This window comes from Streptomyces krungchingensis (genome assembly GCF_054729265.1).
This window is the reverse complement of record NZ_JBPUKY010000001.1, coordinates 3,115,144-3,135,653: the sequence shown is the minus strand read 5'-3', so window position 1 is coordinate 3,135,653 and position 20,510 is coordinate 3,115,144. Positions and strand designations below refer to the sequence as shown.

Sequence of the window (20,510 nt, the reverse complement as noted above, 5' to 3'; positions counted from 1 at the left end):
GCGCGAGGCCCGCGCCCGGTACCGGGCGTGCGAGGGAGCCCGCACCCGGCAGGGGCTGCGCGGGACGGCCCCCACCCGGCACCGGACGCGCGAGTGCGGGACCGGGCCGCCGCTGCTCGCACGAGTGGGGGTGGGCACCAGACTGACGCTGCTCGTCCTGCTGCCGGTCGCCGGGCTGCTCGCCTGCGCGATCGTCCCGGCCCTGGCCCGATGGCACGAGACACGCGCTCTGGAGCAGGACCGGTCCGCGACGCGGGTGTCCTTCGCCACGGCAGGGCTCTACGAAGCGGTCGCCCGGGAGCGTCTCGCGGAGGTCCTCGCACGGACGGTCCCGGACGGGGCCGGCCTGTCCGCCGAACGGACGGCCGCCAGGAACGCCACCGACCGCGCCCTCGCCGCCGCACAGGACGTCGCCGCGCAGGACGCCGTGGCGCGGCGCGGGGGCCGGCCCGACATGCTCCGCGCCCTCGACTTCGTGCACGGTCGACTACGAACCGCGCGGCTGGAGCCGGGCGACGGGGCCGGTGCGCCGCTGCGCACCGAGCAGCGGTACGCGGCCGTGGCGACGCGTCTGCTCGACACCGTCGGCCGCCTGGTCTCCGGCCGGCCCGCAGGGGCCTCGCGTCGATCCGGTGACGCCTGGACGGCCCTCCTGGCCGCCGTCGAGGCCGCCGAACGCGAACGCGCCCGACTCGGCGTCCTGCTCGCCGCGCAGAGCCCGGACCCGTACACCGGCCTTGCCGACGGCTGGCCCGCCCTGGAGGCGGCTCGGCTCCACGCCTTCCGCCAGGCGGCCTCGGGGCCGCTGCGCGAGCGTCTCTCGGCGGCGCTGGAACAGCCCGCGGGGCGCGCCGTGCGCGGGTTCCGGGAGGCTCTCGTGGACGCCGCCGACTCCGGCACACAACTCCCGTCCTCGGACGGCTGGCTGACGGCCTCGGCCGACCGGCTCACCGCCCTGCGCGGGGTCGCCCACGCCGCGGCGGCCGAGCTCGCCGACGACACCGACCGCGACCTGGCCGGCGCCCGGGAGCGGAGTGAGCGCGAACTCGCCCTCTTCGCAGGGGTTCTCTGCGCCGTCCTCGTCCCCGCCGTGGCACTGCGCCGTTCCGTCGTGCGGCCGCTGACCGAGGTGTCCCGGGGCGCCCGGGCCCTGGCCGACGGAGACCTCTCGTACGAGGTCCACTACCGGGGGCACGACGAGACCGGTGTCGTAGCCGACAGCCTGCGCGAACTCCACCTCACCAGCACGCGGCTCACCGCGGAGGTCCGTGCCATGAGCACCGCGATCGACGACAACCGCCTCGGCCACCGCGCGGACGTCGCGGCCTTCCACGGGACCTGGGCCCGGCTGCTCGACGACATGAACGCCACCATGGCGGCCTTCGCCGCCGGGCACGGCAGACGCCGCAGGGCCGAACGGGAACTGGCGAGCGTCTTCAACCTCTCCCCCGACCTGCTGTGCATCTGCGGGACCGACGGCCGCTTCAAGCGCGTGAACCCGGCCTTCGAGCGGACTCTGGGCCACGGCGCCGCGACGCTCTCCGGCACCTCCTGGACGGACCTCGCCCACCCTGATGACCGGGCACGCACGCGTGCCGCCCTCGACCGACTGGCCGACGGCATCGCGCTCGCCGAGTTCGAGAACCGCTGCGTGCGCGACGACGGAACCGAGGTCTGGCTGCAGTGGAGCGCCCGCCCGGTGACCGGCGAGGGCCTCGTCTACGCCGCCGCCCGCGACGTCACCCGGACCCGCCGCGCCGACCGCGAGCAGGCCGCGCTGCGCCGCGTCGCCACGCTGGTCGCCCGTGGTGATCCGCCGCGCGAGGTGTTCTCCGCGGTCGCGCGCGAGGTGGGACTCGTCCTGGGCACCGGGGCCGTCGCCGTCCTGAGGTACGGGGCCGACGGCGCCGCCACGGTACTCGGCTCGGCACCGGGGGCGGGGCCCGCACCGGGCCCGGCACACGGTACGGGCCCGGCGTTCGGCTCGGCACGCGGTACGGGCCCGGCGCAGGACCCGGCACCCGTGACGGGCCTTGCGCCGGGCCCACTCCCGGCCGACGCTGCCGACGCTGCCGACGCTGCCGACGCTGCCGACGCTGCGGGCGGTGCAGGTAGTGCGGGCGGTGCAGGTAGTGCAGGTGGTGCGGGCGGTGCAGGTAGTGCAGGTGGTGCGGGCGCTGCGGGCGGTGCGGGCGGTGCGGGCGAGGAGGTGGCGCGCGTCGTGGCCTCGACCCGCCGGGCGGCCCGCGCAGGACGCTCGGTCGGTGCGCCGATCGTCGTGGACGACCGTCTGTGGGGTGCCGTCGTCGCGGCCCCGACGGGCCCGGAGCCCCTGCCCCCGGGCACCGAGCACCGGCTCGCGGACTTCACCGAACTCGTCGCCACCGCGATCGCCAACGCCGACAGCAGAGGCCAACTCACGGCGTCACGCGCGCGCGTGGTGGCCGCCGCGGACGCCTCCCGGCGGCGGATCGAGCGCGACCTGCACGACGGCGTGCAGCAGCGACTGGTGACGCTGCGGCTGGGGCTGCGGATGGCCGAGTCCCTGACGGACGGCCAGCCCGCCGGGCTCGCCGAACAGTTGGCACTCCTCGGCAAGGGCCTGGACGACGCCTTCGAGGACCTTCTGCGGATCTCGCGCGGCATCCACCCGGCGATCCTCTCGCAGGGCGGCCTCGGTCCCGCGCTGCGAGCCCTGGCCCGCCGCTCCGCCGTCCCGGTGGAACTGGACCTGCGGCTGCCCGCCGCCCGTCTCCCGGAACGGACCGAGGTCGCCGTCTACTACGTGACCTCCGAGTGCCTCACCAATGCCGTCAAGCACGCGCACGCCACGGTCGTACAGGTCGAGGCCCACGCGTACGACGACGTCCTGGCGGTGTCCATCCGCGACGACGGCACAGGCGGAGCCGAACCGGGCGGCGGCTCGGGGCTGATCGGTCTGATCGACCGCGTCGAGGCGATCGGCGGCAGGCTCGCGGTCGGCAGCCCGCGGGGGAGCGGCACCACCGTGACCGTCCGACTGCCGCTGCGGGACCCGCGGCCCGAGAACCCGCGGCACCTGGAGCTCCCGACGACCACGGACACCGCACGGAGCACCCCCGCCACGGAGCCGGGAAAGAGCCCTGGATAGCCGGGCCTCGGACCACCCCCACGCGCCCCTGCCGATCTGCGGCAGCGAGGCGTACCGGCGCGGGACCGCGGACGTACCGAAAGTACGCGCGCGTACCGGCGGACACGGACCGACCACCGTCATCCCTCGGTCCGTGTCCGCCGCGTATCTCCCGCAGCCCTTCGGGCGCGCCTGGCCGCCCCTCGCCCGGAGCGGCCGGCCGTTGCGTCGGCACTGCTACGAGCATCGCCCCGGAAGACCCCGGTGTCGTCATGGGCAGCCCCCAGAGCTCCTTCCCGCTAGCCGTAACACCGTTGGTCCGGGACGCTGTCGGGAACGCACCGCACCAGCCCGTCGGACCCGGCGGTCCGGCCTGGGACGGGCAAGGGGGCCGTGACCATGGACGCAGCGCAGCAGCCCGCGCGGGGACGGATCGTGCTCGCCGACGACGACGTCCTGCTCAGGGAGGGCCTGGCGAGCCTGTGCGAGCGGGCCGGTTACGAGGTGGCCGGTCAGGCGGGGGACGCCGCGCGGCTCCTGGAGCTGGTGGACGACCGGCGGCCCGACCTGGCGATCGTCGACATCAGGATGCCGCCCGACCACTCGACCGAGGGACTCAAGGCGGCCCGCACGATCCGGGAGCGCCACCCGGCCACCGGCATCCTGGTCCTGTCGGCGTACGTCGAGGTCGAGGACGCCCTGGAGCTGCTGGCCGGCGGGCACAAGGTCGGCTATCTCCTCAAGAGCCGGATCACCGTCGTGGAGGAGTTCACCGAATCGCTCGACCGGATCCACAAGGGCGGCTCCGTCGTGGACCCCTCGCTGGTCCAGGAGCTGTTCTCGGCGCGACGGCGCGACGATCCGCTGTCGTTGCTCAGCACCCGGGAACGCGAAGTTCTGTCGCTGATGGCCGAGGGCCGCTCGAACGCCGGGATCGGCCGTCGGCTGTGGGTCACCGAGGGCACGGTCGAGAAGCACGTCCGCAGCATCCTGGGCAAGCTGCGGCTTCAGGAGGACACCGACGACCACCGCCGGGTCCTCGCGGTGCTGACGTTCCTGGAGTCGCGCTGACGGGGTGGCCGTGCCGGTCGTCGCCACCCTGCGGTCGCGGGCCGGTGACACGGCCCCGCGGGAGCGTCCGAGCCGCCCCGGGGGTTCTGTCCACAGGCACGGCCGGGAGCCCGCCGCGCTGTCGGTCCCCGCCAGTAGGGTGTGTGACATGGCCGACCCCTCCAGCTACCGCCCCAAGCCGGGACAGATCCCGGACTCGCCCGGGGTGTACAAATTCCGCGACGAGCACCGCCGGGTGATCTACGTCGGAAAGGCGAAGAGCCTGCGCCAGCGCCTGGCGAACTACTTCCAGGACCTGACCAATCTCCACCCGCGCACCCGCACCATGGTCACGACGGCCGCGTCGGTGGAGTGGACCGTGGTGTCCACGGAGGTCGAGGCGCTTCAGCTGGAGTACAGCTGGATCAAGGAGTTCGACCCCCGGTTCAACGTCAAGTACCGCGACGACAAGAGCTATCCGTACCTCGCGGTCACGATGAACGAGGAGTTCCCCCGCGTCCAGGTGATGCGCGGCCAGAAGAAGAAGGGCGTGCGCTACTTCGGCCCCTACGGCCACGCGTGGGCCATCCGCGACACCGTGGACCTGCTGCTGCGCGTCTTCCCCGTCCGCACCTGCTCCGCGGGCGTCTTCAAGAACGCGGCCCGCACCGGCCGCCCCTGCCTCCTCGGCTACATCGGCAAGTGCTCCGCCCCGTGCGTGGGCCGTGTCCCCGCCGAGGAGCACCGCGAACTGGCCGAGGAGTTCTGCGACTTCATGGCGGGGCGTACGGGGACGTACATCCGCCGCCTGGAGAAGCAGATGACGGACGCGGCCGAGGAGATGGAGTACGAGCGGGCGGCGCGCCTCCGCGACGACATCGAGGCCCTGAAGAAGGCCATGGAGAAGAGCGCGGTCGTGCTCGCCGACGCGACCGACGCCGATCTGATCGCCGTCGCCGAGGACGAGCTCGAAGCCGCCGTGCAGATCTTCCACGTACGCGGCGGGCGCGTGCGCGGCCAGCGCGGCTGGGTCACGGACAAGGTGGAGGCCGTCACCACCGGTGACCTGGTCGAGCACGCGCTCCAGCAGCTCTACGGCGAGGAGAAGGGCGACTCCGTCCCCAAGGAGGTGCTCGTCCCGGCGCTGCCCGCCCCCGTGGAGCCGGTCCAGGAATGGCTCACCGAGCGCCGCGGCTCGAACGTGTCGCTGCGCATCCCGCAGCGCGGCGACAAGAAGGCGCTGATGGAGACCGTCCAGCGCAATGCGCTCCAGTCGCTCGCCCTGCACAAGACCAAGCGCGCGTCCGACCTGACCACCCGCTCGCGTGCCCTGGAGGAGATCGCCGAGGCCCTCGACCTGGACAGCGCGCCGCTGCGGATCGAGTGCTACGACATCTCCCACCTCCAGGGCGACGACGTGGTGGCCTCGATGGTCGTCTTCGAGGACGGGCTCCAGCGCAAGGGCGAGTACCGCCGCTTCCAGATCAAGGGCTTCGAGGGCCAGGACGACGTCCGGTCGATGCACGAGGTGATCACCCGCCGCTTCCGGCGCTACCTGGCGGAGAAGGAGAAGACGGGGGAGTGGGCCGACGGCGAGGGCGCGCTCACCGAGGAGGACGGCCGTCCCAAGCGGTTCGCCTACCCGCCCCAGCTCGTCGTGGTCGACGGCGGACAGCCGCAGGTCGCGGCGGCGAAGAGGGCCCTCGACGAGCTGGGCATCGACGACATCGCCGTGTGCGGCCTGGCCAAGCGTCTGGAGGAGGTCTGGCTGCCCGAGGAGGACGACCCGGTCGTCCTGCCGCGCACCAGCGAGGGCCTCTACCTGCTCCAGCGGGTCCGTGACGAGGCCCATCGCTTCGCGATCACGTACCAGCGCGCCAAGCGGGCCAAGCGCTTCCGGTCCAGCCCCCTGGACGACGTGCCGGGCCTGGGCGAGACGCGCAAGCAGGCGCTGATCAAGCATTTCGGTTCGGTCAAAAAGCTGCGATCCGCGACAATCGACCAGATCTGCGAGGTTCCCGGCATAGGCCGCAAGACGGCGGAGACCATCGCCGTGGCACTCGCCCAGGCGGCCCCGGCCGCGCCCGCCGTGAACACGGCGACTGGAGAGATCATGGGAGACGAGGAAGACGGGGTGCCCGAATCGACGGCGGGCTCCCCGGAGGAGCCCGTGACCGCGGGCGCCTCTGACGAGCGACGGGGGCAGGAGACATGACCGAGCACGACGCGCGCGAAGAACAACAGCAGCCGCAGGGCCCAGGAGCCGGTGCCGCACACGAAGCGCCCGCACACGAAGCGCCGCACGCGGCGCCCGCGGACGAGGCGCACAGGAAAGCAGGCGAGGATCACCTGGCGGGCGAAGCACCCCAGGAAGACGGAGCACAAGTGGGTACGGGCATCGAGACGGCCGGGGTCCCCGACGCGGCCATCCCCGAGCTGGTGATCATCTCCGGCATGTCCGGAGCCGGCCGCTCGACGGCGGCCAAGTGTCTGGAGGACCTCGGCTGGTTCGTCGTCGACAATCTGCCGCCCGCCCTGATCCCCACCATGGTGGAGCTCGGGGCCCGGTCCCAGGGCAATGTGGCGCGGATCGCGGTCGTCGTCGACGTACGCGGCCGCCGCTTCTTCGACAACCTCCGCGAGTCCCTCGCCGACCTGGAGTCGAAGCACGTCACCCGGCGGATCGTGTTCCTGGAGTCCTCCGACGAGGCCCTGGTGCGCCGCTTCGAGTCGGTGCGCCGCCCGCACCCCCTCCAGGGCGACGGCCGCATCGTCGACGGCATCGACGCCGAGCGCGAGCTGCTGCGCGAGCTGCGCGGCGACGCCGACCTGGTGATCGACACCTCCAGCCTGAACGTGCACGAGCTGCGCGCCAAGATGGACGCCCAGTTCGCGGGCGAGGAGGAGCCCGAGCTGCGGGCCACCGTCATGTCCTTCGGCTTCAAGTACGGCCTGCCGGTCGACGCCGACCTGGTGGTGGACATGCGCTTCCTGCCCAATCCGCACTGGGTCCCGGAGCTGCGCCCCTTCACCGGCCTGAACGAAGAGGTCGCGGCCTACGTCTTCAACCAGCCCGGTGCCAAGGAGTTCCTCGACCGCTACGCCGAGCTGCTCCAGCTCATCGCCGCCGGGTATCGCCGCGAGGGCAAGCGGTATGTGACCATCGCGGTCGGCTGCACCGGCGGCAAGCACCGCTCGGTCGCCACCTCCGAGAAGCTGGCCGCGCGACTCGCCTCCCAGGGTGTGGAGACCGTCGTCGTGCACCGTGACATGGGACGCGAATGACAGGACGTGCCGCACTGCGGCTGAGCAGGCTGCGGCGTACCACCCCGGACGGACGGGGTGGTACGCCCGCCGAGGCGCGCGGCGGGCGCCCGCGCCGTCGGGGCACCCAGCCCAAGGTCGTCGCCCTCGGCGGCGGCATGGGCCTGTCCGCCTCGCTCGCCGCGCTGCGCCGGATCACCGGCGACCTCACCGCCGTCGTCACCGTGGCCGACGACGGAGGCTCCAGCGGGCGCCTGCGCGACGAGCTGGGCGTCCTGCCGCCCGGCGACCTGCGCAAGGCCCTGGCCGCGCTGTGCGGCGACGACGACTGGGGCCAGACCTGGGCGCGGGTCATCCAGCACCGCTTCCAGTCCAAGGGCGACCTGCACGAACACGCCGTCGGCAATCTGCTGATCGTCGCCCTCTGGGAGCAGCTCGGCGACCACGTCCAGGCACTGGACCTGGTCGGCAGACTCCTGGGCGCACAGGGCAGGGTGCTGCCCATGTCCGCCGTACCCCTGGAGCTGCAGGCCCTGGTCAAGGGCCACGACCCGGACCGGCCCGACGACGTCGACACGGTACGGGGCCAGGCCACGGTGGCGCTCACGCCCGGCGAGGTGCAGTCCGTGCACGTCGTGCCGCACGACCCGCCGGCCGTCCCGGAGGCGGTGGCGGCGGTCCTGGACGCGGACTGGGTGGTCCTCGGCCCGGGCTCCTGGTTCTCCTCCGTGATCCCGCATCTGCTGGTCCCGGAGCTGCTGGACGCGCTCACGCAGACCAAGGCCCGCCGGGTACTCTCCCTGAACCTCGCCCCGCAGCCCGGAGAAACCGAAGGCTTCTCCCCGCAGCGTCATTTGGAGGTTTTGGGGCGACACGCCCCTAAACTCGCCCTGGACGTGGTGCTGGCCGACGAGGCCGCCGTGCCCGACCGCGACTCACTCACCGACGCCGCCAAGGGGTTCGGCGCCGCGGTCGAGCTGGCGCCGGTGGCCCGGACCGACGGATCTCCGCGGCACGACCCGGAGCTGTTGGCAGCCGCGTACGACCGTATTTTTCGGATGCATGGAAGGATCGGCCCATGGCGATGACGGCAGCGGTGAAGGACGAGATCTCCCGGCTTCCCGTCACGCGGACCTGCTGCAGAAAGGCGGAGGTCTCCGCCATTCTGCGGTTCGCCGGCGGCCTCCACCTGGTGAGCGGGCGCATCGTGATCGAGGCGGAGCTGGACACCGCGATGGCGGCACGCCGCCTGAAGCGGGACATCCTGGAGATCTTCGGCCACAGCTCGGAGCTGATCGTGATGGCGCCCGGCGGACTGCGCCGCGGCTCCCGCTACGTCGTGCGCGTCGTCGCGGGCGGCGACCAGCTGGCCCGCCAGACGGGTCTTGTGGACGGTCGCGGCCGCCCGATCCGGGGACTGCCCCCACAGGTGGTCTCGGGGGCCACCTGTGACGCGGAGGCGGCCTGGCGCGGAGCGTTCCTCGCCCACGGCTCGCTCACCGAGCCGGGCCGGTCCTCCTCCCTGGAGGTGACCTGCCCCGGTCCGGAGGCCGCGCTCGCCCTGGTCGGCGCCGCCCGCCGGCTCTCGATCGCGGCGAAGGCCCGCGAGGTGCGCGGCGTGGACCGCGTGGTCGTCCGGGACGGTGACGCGATCGGCGCGCTGCTCACCCGGCTGGGTGCCCACGAGTCGGTGCTGGCCTGGGAGGAGCGGCGGATGCGCCGCGAGGTCCGCGCCACCGCGAACCGCCTCGCCAACTTCGACGACGCCAACCTGCGTCGCTCGGCCCGTGCCGCCGTCGCCGCCGGGGCCCGCGTGCAGCGTGCCCTGGAGATCCTCGCCGACGAGGTGCCGGAGCACCTCGCCGCCGCCGGCCGGCTGCGCATGGAGCACAAGCAGGCCTCCCTGGAGGAGCTGGGCGCGCTCGCCGACCCGCCGCTGACCAAGGACGCCGTCGCGGGCCGTATCCGCCGCCTGCTGGCGATGGCCGACAAGCGGGCCCAGGACCTCGGCATCCCCGGTACGGAGTCGAACCTCACCGAGGAGATGGCGGACAACCTCGTCGGCTGACGCCGGGCGGCCCACGATCCCCGGAGCCCGGAGCCCGGAGCCCGGAGCCCGGAGCCCGGAGCCCGGAGCCCGGAGCCCGGAGCCCGGAGCCCGGAGCCCGGAGCCCGGAGCCCGGAGCCCGGAGGTCCCGCCTCGTGTCGATCGTCAATACGCCGGTGCCGACGCCCACTTGGGTGCCGGCACCGGCGTTTGTTCGTCCTTGAGGCACTCTTGACTCGATCATGAAGTGTCATGAGCCTGGCATCTGTTCGCTGCTGTGGCGGACCAGTGCAAGGGGGGCTCATGAGACGAAGAGCGAGAGCGATCCTCGCCACCGGCGCGCTCCTGTTGGGCGGTGCGGGAACGACACCCATCGCCCAGGCGCAGAACGGCACTTCACCCAAGCCCGACGCGAACGCCGTGAAGGTGTTCCGTGCCGAGGTCACCAAGCAGCAGATACCCCTGCTGCTCGCGGCCGGACAGGACGGCCACGAACTCGGCGACCAGACCTGGAAGAACGGGAAGACGACGGTCGAGGTCTACGCCACCGACCAGCAGGCCGGAAAGCTGGAGCAACAGGGCGTCGAACTCACCGAGCACACCCTCTCGGCCAAGGCCGAGGACCGCGTCGAGGACGCCGCCCAGGGCGTGTTCCGCCCGTACAGCGGCAAGGGCAATCTCCAGGAGGAGATCGTCCGGACGGCGCAGGAGAACCCCGGCCTCACCAAGGTCGTCTCCATCGGCAAGACAATCAAGGGCCAGGACATTCTGGCGCTCAAGCTCACCAAGGGCGCCAAGAAGACCTCGGACGGCGCCAAACCGTCGGTGCTGTACATGTCCAACCAGCACGCGCGCGAGTGGATCACGCCGGAGATGACGCGGCGTCTGATGCACTACTACCTGGACAACTACAAGACGGACAAGCGCGTCAAGAAGATCGTCGACTCGACCGAGCTGTGGTTCGTGCTGTCCGCCAACCCCGACGGCTACGACTACACGTTCCAGAGCGAGGACACGCGCCAGTGGCGCAAGAATCTCCGCGACGTGAACGGCGACGGAGTCATCTCCACCGGGGACGGCGTCGACCTCAACCGCAACTTCGCCTACAAGTGGGGCTACGACGACGAGGGTTCGTCCCCGAACCCCACCAGTGAGACCTACCGCGGCACGAGCCCCGCCTCCGAGCCCGAGACCAAGGCCGTCGACGCCTTCGAGAAGCGCATCGGCTTCACGTACGGCATCAACTACCACTCGGCCGCCGAACTGCTCCTGTACGGAGTCGGCTGGCAGGTCGCGACGCCGACGCCCGACGACGTGCTCTACAAGTCGCTCGCCGGGACGCCCGAGAACTCGGCGATCCCCGGATATCACCCGCAGGTCTCCTCCGAGCTCTACACCACCAACGGTGAGGCGGACGGCCACGCGGGCAACGTCAACGGCATCGCGATGTTCACCCCCGAGATGTCGACCTGCCAGACCGTGTCGAACCTCGACCCGAACGACGCCTGGAACGCGGCGGACTGCGCCTCGGTCTTCACCTTCCCGGACGACGAGAAGCTGATCCAGCAGGAGTTCCAGAAGAACGTCCCGTTCGCGCTCTCCGTCGCCGAGACCGCGAGCCACCCCGACCAGCCGTCGTCCTCGGTCGGTATCGCCGCGCCCGACTTCACGCCGGCCGCGTTCACCACCTCGTACTCCCGCGGCGCCGACCAGGAAGTCTCCGTCGTCGTCCGCAAGTCCGTGCGCGACAAGGAGCTCAAGTACCGGGTCAACGGCGGACGCACGCACGACATGACGCTGCGGCCCTGGCGCGGCGGCGAGACCTACGGCGGTGACGACAACCTCTACTTCGACGAGTACCGGGCCAAGGTCCAGGACGGCGGCCCCGGCGACAAGGTCGAGGTCTGGTTCACCGGTGAGACGAAGAGCGGCAAGCCCACCTCCAGCACGCACTTCACCTACACCGTGGCCGAGTTGCCCCGCGTCGACACGCTCGTCGTCGCCGAGGAGGGCGCGACCGCCTCGCAGGCCCAGACGTACGTCGACGCGCTCAAGGCCAACGGCAGGAAGCCGCTGGTCTGGGACGTCGCGACGCAGGGCGCGCCCGACGCGCTCGGCGTGCTCGCCCACGTCAAGACCGTCGTCCACTACACGGGCGGCGTACGGCCGGGCAACGCGACCCAGCTCCAGCTGCGGGCGTTCCTCAACGAGGGCGGCAAGCTGATCGAGGCCGGCGAGCTGGCCGGCGGCAGCGTCGACCTCGGCGGCGGCACCCTCTCGAACGACTTCAGCCAGTACTACCTGGGCGCCTACTCGCGTACGTCCACGCCGGGCGCCAAGGGCTTCAACGGGGCCGGGAAGCTCGCCGGTGCCACGGGGACGCTCGGCGACGCGCCCGGCAACCCGCTGAACGCGGCCGGCACGTACGCCGTCACCTCGGACTCGCTGTCGGCCACGCAGTACCCGCAGTTCGGGTCCAGCGCCGGAGCGGGCCAGTTCGCCGGCACCGTCAACCCGTACGGGCCCTACGCGGGCTCCTCCATGGCCGCCGCCGTGCACACCGACGACGGCTACAAGCGACTCACCCGCACCATCGACCTCACCGGGGTCAGCGCCGCCGACAGGCCGACGCTGCGCACCCAACTGCTGTGGGACACCGAGCCCGGTTACGACCACGCGGTGCTCGAGGCCCACACGAGCGGGGCCGACGACTGGACGACACTCCCGGAGGCGGGCGGCGCCACCAGCACCGCGGTGCCCACGGAGTGCGAGGCCGGGTTCCTCGTCAGGGAACACCCCTGGCTCAAGCGGTACCTGACGGTGAATTCCACCGGCTGCACCAACACCGGCACCAGTGGTGTGTGGAACAGCTTCACGGGCGCCTCCAGCGGATGGCAGCAGGTCTCCTTCGACCTGAGCGCGTACGCCGGCAAGTCGGTCGAGGTCTCCCTCGCCTACATCACCGACCCGGGCAGCGGCGGGCACGGCGTCCTCGCGGACGACGCCTCCGTCGTCGTCGGCGGCACGGCCACCGAGACCGAAGGCTTCGAGACATCCTTCGGCCCCTGGAAGGTCTCCGGTCCGCCCCCGGGCAGCCCGGCCGTCCTGAAGGACTGGGCGCGTTACGGGGAGCTGTTCAAGACATATGGAGCGGTCACCACGAAGGACACCGTGCTGCTCGGCTTCGGCCTTGAGCACGTCACCGCGGCGGCCGACCGTGCGGCCCTCGTCGGCAAGGCACTCACGGCGCTGCGCGGCTGACCCTGTGTGACAGCGTCGTCAACGCGGAGGGCGTTCCGTACCCCTACTGGCGGGTACGGAACGCCCTGCCGTGTATGGGGCATCTGGATGTCACCACAGCCGCCTCAGGGAGGTAGGGTCGTAGGCGGTCGGGGACATCCCATACAGCTCGCCGGTCTCGCAACCGGCGTACCAACGAGGAGATCGGTTCGTGACGATCCGCGTAGGCATCAACGGCTTTGGCCGCATCGGTCGTAACTACTTCCGCGCGCTGCTGGAGCAGGGTGCTGACATCGAGATCGTGGCTGTCAACGACCTGGGTGACACCGCGACCACCGCTCACCTGCTCAAGTACGACACCATCCTGGGCCGTCTGAAGGCCGAGGTGTCGCACACCGCCGACACGATCACCGTCGACGGCCACACCATCAAGGTGCTGTCCGAGCGCAACCCCGCCGACATCCCGTGGGGCGAGCTGGGCGTCGACATCGTCATCGAGTCGACCGGCATCTTCACCAAGAAGGCCGACGCCGAGAAGCACATCGCCGGCGGCGCCAAGAAGGTCCTGATCTCGGCTCCGGCCAAGGACGAGGACATCACGATCGTGATGGGCGTCAACCAGGACAAGTACGACCCGGCGAAGCACAACGTCATCTCCAACGCCTCCTGCACCACCAACTGCGTGGCGCCGATGGCGAAGGTCCTCGACGAGAACTTCGGCATCGTCAAGGGCCTGATGACCACGGTGCACGCGTACACCAACGACCAGCGCATCCTTGACTTCCCGCACTCGGACCTGCGCCGCGCCCGCGCCGCCGCCGAGAACATCATCCCGACCACCACCGGTGCCGCCAAGGCCACCGCCCTGGTGCTCCCGCAGCTCAAGGGCAAGCTGGACGGCATCGCGATGCGCGTCCCGGTCCCGACCGGCTCGGCCACCGACCTGGTCGTGACGCTCCAGCGCGAGGTCACCAAGGACGAGGTCAACGCCGCGTTCAAGAAGGCCTCCGACGACGGCGACCTCAAGGGCTACCTGTCCTACACCGAGGACCCGATCGTCTCCTCGGACATCGTCGGCGACCCGGCCTCCTGCACCTTCGACTCCTCCCTGACCATGGTCCAGGAGGGCAACTCGGTCAAGATCCTCGGCTGGTACGACAACGAGTGGGGTTACTCCAACCGTCTCGTCGACCTCACGGTCTTCGTCGGCGGCCAGCTCTAGGTCCGGAGCAGGTACCCAGACGTGAGAGCAGGGCTCGGGCAGCGCAAGGGCGCGTTGCCCGGGCCCTGCTCTGTGCACGTATCGTCCAGCTCTCCGGATAGAGCCCTCCTAGGAGTCCACTCATGAAGACGATCGACGAACTTCTCGCCGCGGGCGTGGACGGCAAGCGGGTCTTCGTCCGCGCCGATCTGAACGTGCCGCTGGCCGACGGCCGCATCACCGACGACGGCCGTATCCGTGCCGTCCTGCCCACCGTCAAGGCTCTCGCCGGCGCGGGTGCCAAGGTGATCGTCGCCTCGCACCTGGGCCGCCCCAAGGGCGCGCCCGACCCGGCCTTCTCGCTGCTGCCCGCCGCCGAGCGGCTCGGCGAACTCCTCGGTGCCCCCGTCGCCTTCGCGCAGGACACCGTCGGCCCCGCCGCCCACGACGCCGTCGACGGCCTTCAGCCCGGCCAGGTCGCGGTCATCGAGAACCTCCGCTTCAACGCCGGTGAGACGTCCAAGGACGACACCGAGCGCGGCGAGTTCGCGGACCGCCTCGCCGCCCTCGCCGACGTCTACGTCGGTGACGGCTTCGGCGCCGTGCACCGCAAGCACGCCTCCGTGTACGACCTCCCGGCCCGCCTCCCGCACTACGCCGGCTACCTCATCGCCACCGAGGTCGGCGTCCTGAAGAGGCTCACCGACGACGTCGAGCGCCCCTACGTGGTCGCGCTCGGCGGCGCCAAGGTCTCCGACAAGCTCGCCGTCATCGACGAGCTGCTCGGCAAGGCCGACCGCCTGCTCATCGGCGGCGGCATGGCCTACACCTTCCTCAAGGCCAAGGGGTACGAGGTCGGCATCTCCCTCCTCCAGGAGGACCAGGTCCCGGCCGTCAAGGAGTACATGGAGCGCGCCGAGAAGAACGGCGTCGAACTCGTCCTCCCCGTGGACGTCCTCGTCTCCACGGAGTTCCCCGACCTCAAGACGAAGGCCCCGGCCAACCCCACCACCGTCGCCGCGGACGCCATCCCGGCCGACCAGGAGGGTCTGGACATCGGTCCCGAGACCCGCAAGCTGTACGCCTCGAAGCTCGCCGACGCGGCCACCGTCTTCTGGAACGGTCCGATGGGCGTCTTCGAGCACCCCGACTACGCCGAGGGCACCAAGGCGGTCGCCCAGGCCCTCATCGACTGCCCGGCCTTCACGGTCGTCGGCGGTGGCGACTCCGCCGCCGCCGTCCGCACGCTGGGCTTCGACGAGAAGGCATTCGGCCACATCTCGACCGGTGGCGGCGCCTCCCTCGAATACCTCGAGGGCAAGACGCTCCCCGGCCTCGCCGCACTGGAGGACTGACCAAGCATGAGCACGCGCACGCCGCTCATGGCGGGCAACTGGAAGATGAACCTCAACCACCTTGAGGCCATCGCGCACGTCCAGAAGCTCGCCTTCGCCCTGGCCGACAAGGACTACGAGGCCTGCGAGGTCGCCGTCCTGCCGCCCTTCACCGACCTGCGCTCCGTGCAGACGCTGGTCGACGGCGACAAACTGAAGATCAAGTACGGCGCCCAGGACCTCTCGGCGCACGACTCCGGTGCCTACACCGGCGAGATCTCCGGCTCGATGCTGGCCAAGCTGAAGTGCACCTACGTGGCCGTCGGGCACTCCGAGCGCCGCCAGTACCACGCCGAGTCCGACGAGATCGTGAACGCCAAGGTCAAGGCGGCCTACAAGCACGGCCTGACCCCGATCCTGTGCGTCGGCGAGGAGCTGGAGGTCCGCGAGGCGGGCAACCACGTCACGCACACGCTCACGCAGGTCGAGGGCGGTCTCAAGGACCTGTCGGCCGAGCAGGCCGAGTCCGTCGTGATCGCGTACGAGCCCGTCTGGGCGATCGGCACCGGCAAGGTCTGCGGCGCCGACGACGCCCAGGAGGTCTGTGCGGCGATCCGCGGCAAGCTCGCCGAGCTGTACACCCAGGAGCTGGCCGACCAGGTCCGCATCCAGTACGGCGGCTCCGTGAAGTCCGGGAACGTCGCCGAGATCATGGCGAAGCCCGACATCGACGGTGCCCTGGTCGGCGGCGCCTCCCTGGACGCCGACGAGTTCGTCAAGATCGTCCGGTTCCGCGACCAGTGAGTATGCGGTAGCCGCGATACGTCGTACCCTTGCGGGGGCCGGGAGCCTCGAAAAGTGAGCGGACCGCTCACCCAGTAGGCTTCGGCCCCCGTCGTCCATCAAGATCCGAGGGAATTTCTCGGAAAGGGAGTCCAGCCGTGGTTTTGGGGTTCTCGATCGCCCTGATCGTCTTCAGCCTGCTGCTGATGCTGCTCGTGCTGATGCACAAGGGGAAGGGCGGCGGCCTCTCCGACATGTTCGGTGGCGGCATGCAGTCGTCCGTCGGTGGCTCCTCGGTCGCCGAGCGCAACCTCGACCGCATCACCCTGCTGATCGGTCTGCTCTGGTTCGCGTGCATCGTCGTGCTCGGCATCCTGATGAAGGTCAACAACTGATCACCGACCGACATCGGTACGGCAGCACAACTGCACATTACGCAAGCACATTCCGCACGTATGGCCCCATGTCCGGTACGCGTCCTCAGGCGCGGCCTATCATGGGGCTTGCGTCTAGGGGTGGGGATGTAACTCCAATCACTGGACGCGCGTTGGGCCTTACGTAGACTGAGGCGCTCGCAGCGAAGCGTCACGCCGACTCGCTTCGCGGCACCATCACGCAGGGAGTTACGACCGTGGCAAGTGGCAACGCGATCCGAGGAAGCCGGGTCGGGGCGGGGCCGATGGGTGAGGCCGAGCGCGGCGAGTCCGCACCCCGGCTGCGCATCTCCTTCTGGTGCTCCAACGGACACGAGACTCAGCCCAGCTTCGCCAGCGACGCGCAGGTTCCCGAGACCTGGGACTGCCCGCGCTGCGGCTTCCCCGCAGGACAGGACCGGGACAACCCGCCGGACCCGCCGCGCACCGAGCCCTACAAGACGCACCTCGCGTACGTACGGGAACGCCGCAGCGACGCGGACGGCGAGGCGATCCTCGCCGAGGCGCTCGCCAAACTGCGGGGCGAGATCTAGAAGTTGAGACCGGCCGGGTACCGACAGGTGCCTGGCCGGAGCTGTTCCGCGCCCCCCGCGGCACGCACCGCCGCAAGCGGCCGCTGTACGGCCTCGCCGGTCCCGCGCCCGGAGCCGACGTGGTACGGGGCAGCCGGGCCATGACGTGACGGCGGGCCGGACCGGAGTGCGTGGCCGGGTGGCTCGCGCCGTGCCGATGTGCGTGGCCGGGTGGCTCGGGTCGTGCCGGTGTGCGCCGTCGAGTGGCTCGCGCCGTGCCGGTGTGTGTGGCCCGTTGGCTCGCGCCGCGCCGGAGCGCGTGGCCCGTTGGCTCTGGTCGTGCCGGGGCGCGCAGCCGGGTGGCTCGGTCTGTGCCGGACTGCGTGGCCGGGCAGCGGAGCCGGACGTGCTGTGTCCCCGGCCGCTCCGAAGCCGGTTGTCAGTGGCGGCCCTTACGGTTCTCGAAGTGGTGGAACCGGAGGGGGCGTTGTGACGACGGCGGAGGCGGCGGGCGTGCGCCCGCCCGCGTGGCGCGGCGGATTCGGCAGGCTGTGGACGGCGGCCGTGGTGTCGCGGTTCGGGGACGCGCTGCGCAACTCCGCCCTGCCCCTGCTCGCCGTGCGGCTCACCGACGCCCCGCTCGTCATCGCCTCCGTCACCGCCTGCGGCTATCTCCCCTGGCTCCTGTTCGGGCTGCTCGGGGGCGCGATCGCCGACCGGGTGGACCAGCGGCGGGCCATGGGAGCCGTGGACGCCGTGCGCGGCGCACTGGTGGCCGGCTTCGCCCTGACCGTGGCGCTCGGACACGCCTCGATCGTCCTGCTGATCGCGCTGGCCTTCAGCCTGACCACCCTCCAGACGCTCTTCGACAACGCGTCCACGGCCCTGCTGCCGTCCCTGGTGGACCGCGAGGCCCTCGGCAGCGCCAATGCCCGGCTGATGACCGGCCAGCAGCTCGCGGGCGGCCTGCTCGCCGGCCCCTTCGTGCCGCTGCTGCTCGCCGCCGGGGCCGCCGTGCCGTTCACCGCGGACGCCGTCACCTACCTCCTCGCCGCCGCGCTCGTCGCCTCCCTGCGGATACGGCCGCCCCGGAGGGAGCCCCGCCCCGCGGGCAGCACGCTCCGTGCCGAGGTGGCCGTCGGCCTGCGCGCCCTGTGGCGCGACCGGGTGCTGCGCGCGGTGTGCACGGCCACCCTGCTGTGCAACATCGGCATGGGCGCGCTCATCGCCACCCTCGTCCTGCACGTCACGCACTGGCTGCACACGGGGGACGCGGGGTACGCGGCGGCCATGACGGCGTACGCGGTCGGCAGCTTCTGCGGCGGCTTCCTCGCCCAGCGTGTCGCCGGGCGGGTCGGACGGGCCCGGAGCCTGCTGGTGGCCGGATGCGTGCAGACGTCGTCGCTGCTGCTCATCGGCACCGTCCGGCACCTCGGCGCCCTCCTCGCGGGCATGGCACTGCTCGGACTGATGAACATGGTGTGGAACGTCAACCAGGTCACGCTGATGCAGCAGCGCAGCCCGGAATCCATGGTGGGCCGCATCAGCGCCGCCTTCCGGACCACCTCGACCTCGGGGGCCCCGCTCGGCGCCCTGCTGGGCGGCGCCGTGGCAGGGGCGTACGGGCTGAACGAGCCCGCCCTCCTGGCGGCGGCCCTCTTCGCCCTCGCCGTCACCTCGCTGATACCTGCGCTCAAGCCGGACGTATCTGTTGTCGAGCCGGACGACGGCGCGACGACAGCTCGTGTCAAGCCCTGATCAATTAGGTTGGGACCGGCAGTGGGGCAAGGTACGCAGCAGCACAGGCAGGAAAGAAGGCTGGAGTCCGAGATGAACGCAGAAAGCCGTACCAGGCTCAACCAGACGCCCGAGTGGAGCGCTCTGGCCAAGCACCGCGAGGAACTCGCGGACACCCGTCTGAGGGACCTGTTCGCAGCCGAACCGGGGCGTGGCACCGGCTACACGCTCCAGGTCGGGGACCTGCACATCGACTACTCCAAGCACCTCGTCACCGACGAGACCCTGCGCCTGCTCCGCGACCTGGCGGCCGCGACGGACGTGTTCGGGCTACGGGACGCCATGTTCCGGGGCGAGAAGATCAACGTCACGGAGGGGCGGGCGGTGCTGCACACCGCGCTGCGTGCCCCGCGGGACGCGGTCGTCGAGGTCGACGGTGAGAACGTGGTGCCGGCCGTGCACGCGGTCCTGGACAAGATGGCCGGCTTCGCCGACCGGGTCCGCTCGGGTGAATGGACCGGTCACACCGGCAAGCGCATCAAGAACGTGGTGAACATCGGCATCGGCGGCTCCGACCTGGGCCCCGCGATGGCCTACGAGGCGCTGCGCTCGTTCACCGACCGCGACCTCACGGTCCGTTTCGTGTCCAACGTCGACGGCGCCGACCTGCACGAGGCCACCCATGACCTCGACCCGGCCGAGACGCTGTTCATCATCGCGTCCAAGACCTTCACCACCATCGAGACCATCACCAACGCCACCTCGGCGCGCTCGTGGCTGCTGACCGGGCTGAGGGCGGATCAGGAAGCGGTCGCGAAGCACTTCGTGGCGTTGTCGACGAACGCGGGGAAGGTGTCGGAGTTCGGCATCGACACCGCCAACATGTTCGAGTTCTGGGACTGGGTCGGCGGGCGGTACTCCTACGACTCCGCGATCGGCCTGTCCCTGATGATCGCGATCGGTCCGGACCGGTTCCGCGAGATGCTCGACGGTTTCCACCTGGTCGACGAGCACTTCCGTACCGCGCCCGCCGAGGCCAACGCGCCGCTGCTGCTCGGCCTGCTGGGCATCTGGTACGGCAACTTCCACGACGCCCAGTCGCACGCCGTGCTGCCGTACTCGCACTACCTGTCGAAGTTCACCGCGTATCTGCAGCAGCTGGACATGGAGTCCAACGGCAAGTCCGTGGACCGCGACGGCAACCCCGTGCAGTGGCAGACCGGCCCGGTGGTGTGGGGCACCCCCGGCACCAACGGCCAGCACGCCTACTACCAGTTGATCCACCAGGGCACCAAGCTCATCCCCGCCGACTTCATCGGCTTCGCCGACCCGGTGGAGGACCTCCAGCCCGGTCTGGTCGCCCAGCACGACCTGTTGATGGCGAACTTCTTCGCGCAGACCCAGGCGCTCGCCTTCGGCAAGACCCCCGACGAGGTCCGCGCGGAGGGCGTGCCCGAGGAGTTGGTGCCGCACAAGACGTTCCGCGGCAACCACCCCACCACCACCATCCTGGCGCGCGAACTCACCCCCTCCGTGCTGGGCCAGCTGATCGCCCTCTACGAGCACAAGGTGTTCGTCCAGGGTGCCGTCTGGAACATCGACTCCTTCGACCAATGGGGCGTCGAACTCGGCAAGGTCCTCGCCAAGCGGATCGAACCGGCCCTGACCGAAGGCGCCGACGTCCCCGGTCTGGACGCGTCGACGAAGGCCCTCGTCGCCAAGTACCGCGAGCTGCGCGGACGGTAGGGCACACCGAATCGCGGGAAGCGGGCGGCGGGAGTCCGTCCGCTTCCCGTAGA

At 71.2% G+C, this 20,510-nt stretch carries 14 protein-coding genes; all 14 read left to right on the top strand.

All coding sequences use genetic code 11. From position 1 onward, the window contains the following. Nucleotides 1–130 precede the first annotated feature (130 nt). Complete coding sequence (locus ACSYGO_RS13990; protein ID WP_460386795.1) at nt 131–3,130, top strand: PAS domain S-box protein; 3,000 nt, start codon at nt 131–133, stop codon at nt 3,128–3,130. A gap of 378 nt (nt 3,131–3,508) precedes the next feature. Beyond that, nucleotides 3,509–4,180: a response regulator transcription factor gene (locus ACSYGO_RS13985; protein WP_460386794.1), complete on the top strand. Its 672-nt coding sequence runs from the start codon at nt 3,509–3,511 to the stop codon at nt 4,178–4,180. 148 nt (nt 4,181–4,328) lie between these two features. Further along, complete coding sequence (gene uvrC, locus ACSYGO_RS13980; RefSeq protein WP_432175816.1) at nt 4,329–6,374, top strand: excinuclease ABC subunit UvrC; 2,046 nt, start codon at nt 4,329–4,331, stop codon at nt 6,372–6,374. Beyond that, complete coding sequence (rapZ, locus tag ACSYGO_RS13975; protein WP_432175815.1) at nt 6,371–7,444, top strand: RNase adapter RapZ; 1,074 nt, start codon at nt 6,371–6,373, stop codon at nt 7,442–7,444. The genes uvrC and rapZ overlap by 4 nt, the downstream gene beginning before the upstream one ends. Then, entirely contained in the window at nt 7,441–8,511 is a 1,071-nt protein-coding gene (locus ACSYGO_RS13970; RefSeq protein ID WP_460386793.1) for a gluconeogenesis factor YvcK family protein, read from the top strand. The genes rapZ and ACSYGO_RS13970 overlap by 4 nt, the downstream gene beginning before the upstream one ends. Then, entirely contained in the window at nt 8,502–9,491 is a 990-nt protein-coding gene (gene whiA / locus ACSYGO_RS13965; protein ID WP_345655399.1) for a DNA-binding protein WhiA, read from the top strand. The genes ACSYGO_RS13970 and whiA overlap by 10 nt, the downstream gene beginning before the upstream one ends. 282 nt (nt 9,492–9,773) lie before the next feature. Next, nucleotides 9,774–12,731: a M14 family metallopeptidase gene (locus ACSYGO_RS13960; RefSeq protein ID WP_460386792.1), complete on the top strand. Its 2,958-nt coding sequence runs from the start codon at nt 9,774–9,776 to the stop codon at nt 12,729–12,731. A gap of 190 nt (nt 12,732–12,921) precedes the next feature. After that, nucleotides 12,922–13,932: a type I glyceraldehyde-3-phosphate dehydrogenase gene (gap, locus tag ACSYGO_RS13955; protein WP_095933550.1), complete on the top strand. Its 1,011-nt coding sequence runs from the start codon at nt 12,922–12,924 to the stop codon at nt 13,930–13,932. Nucleotides 13,933–14,054: 122 nt separating this feature from the next. Further along, a complete protein-coding gene (locus ACSYGO_RS13950) occupies nt 14,055–15,266 on the top strand; it encodes a phosphoglycerate kinase (RefSeq protein WP_426676031.1) in 1,212 nt (403 codons plus the stop codon). 6 nt (nt 15,267–15,272) lie between these two features. Next, on the top strand, nt 15,273–16,049 hold the full coding sequence (gene tpiA / locus ACSYGO_RS13945) for a triose-phosphate isomerase (RefSeq protein ID WP_460386790.1): 777 nt from the start codon (nt 15,273–15,275) through the stop codon (nt 16,047–16,049). Between the two features lie 143 nt (nt 16,050–16,192). Continuing rightward, a complete protein-coding gene (gene secG, locus ACSYGO_RS13940) occupies nt 16,193–16,423 on the top strand; it encodes a preprotein translocase subunit SecG (protein WP_218835031.1) in 231 nt (76 codons plus the stop codon). Between the two features lie 236 nt (nt 16,424–16,659). Further along, nucleotides 16,660–16,995, top strand: coding sequence for an RNA polymerase-binding protein RbpA (locus ACSYGO_RS13935; RefSeq protein ID WP_003976875.1), 336 nt, complete (start codon nt 16,660–16,662; stop codon nt 16,993–16,995). A gap of 468 nt (nt 16,996–17,463) precedes the next feature. Beyond that, nucleotides 17,464–18,732 carry an MFS transporter gene (locus ACSYGO_RS13930; RefSeq protein WP_460386789.1) on the top strand — a complete coding sequence of 423 codons (1,269 nt, stop codon included), beginning with the start codon at nt 17,464–17,466 and terminating at the stop codon, nt 18,730–18,732. Nucleotides 18,733–18,804: 72 nt separating this feature from the next. After that, on the top strand, nt 18,805–20,457 hold the full coding sequence (gene pgi / locus ACSYGO_RS13925; protein ID WP_460386788.1) for a glucose-6-phosphate isomerase: 1,653 nt from the start codon (nt 18,805–18,807) through the stop codon (nt 20,455–20,457). The last annotated feature ends 53 nt before the right edge of the window (nt 20,458–20,510 follow it).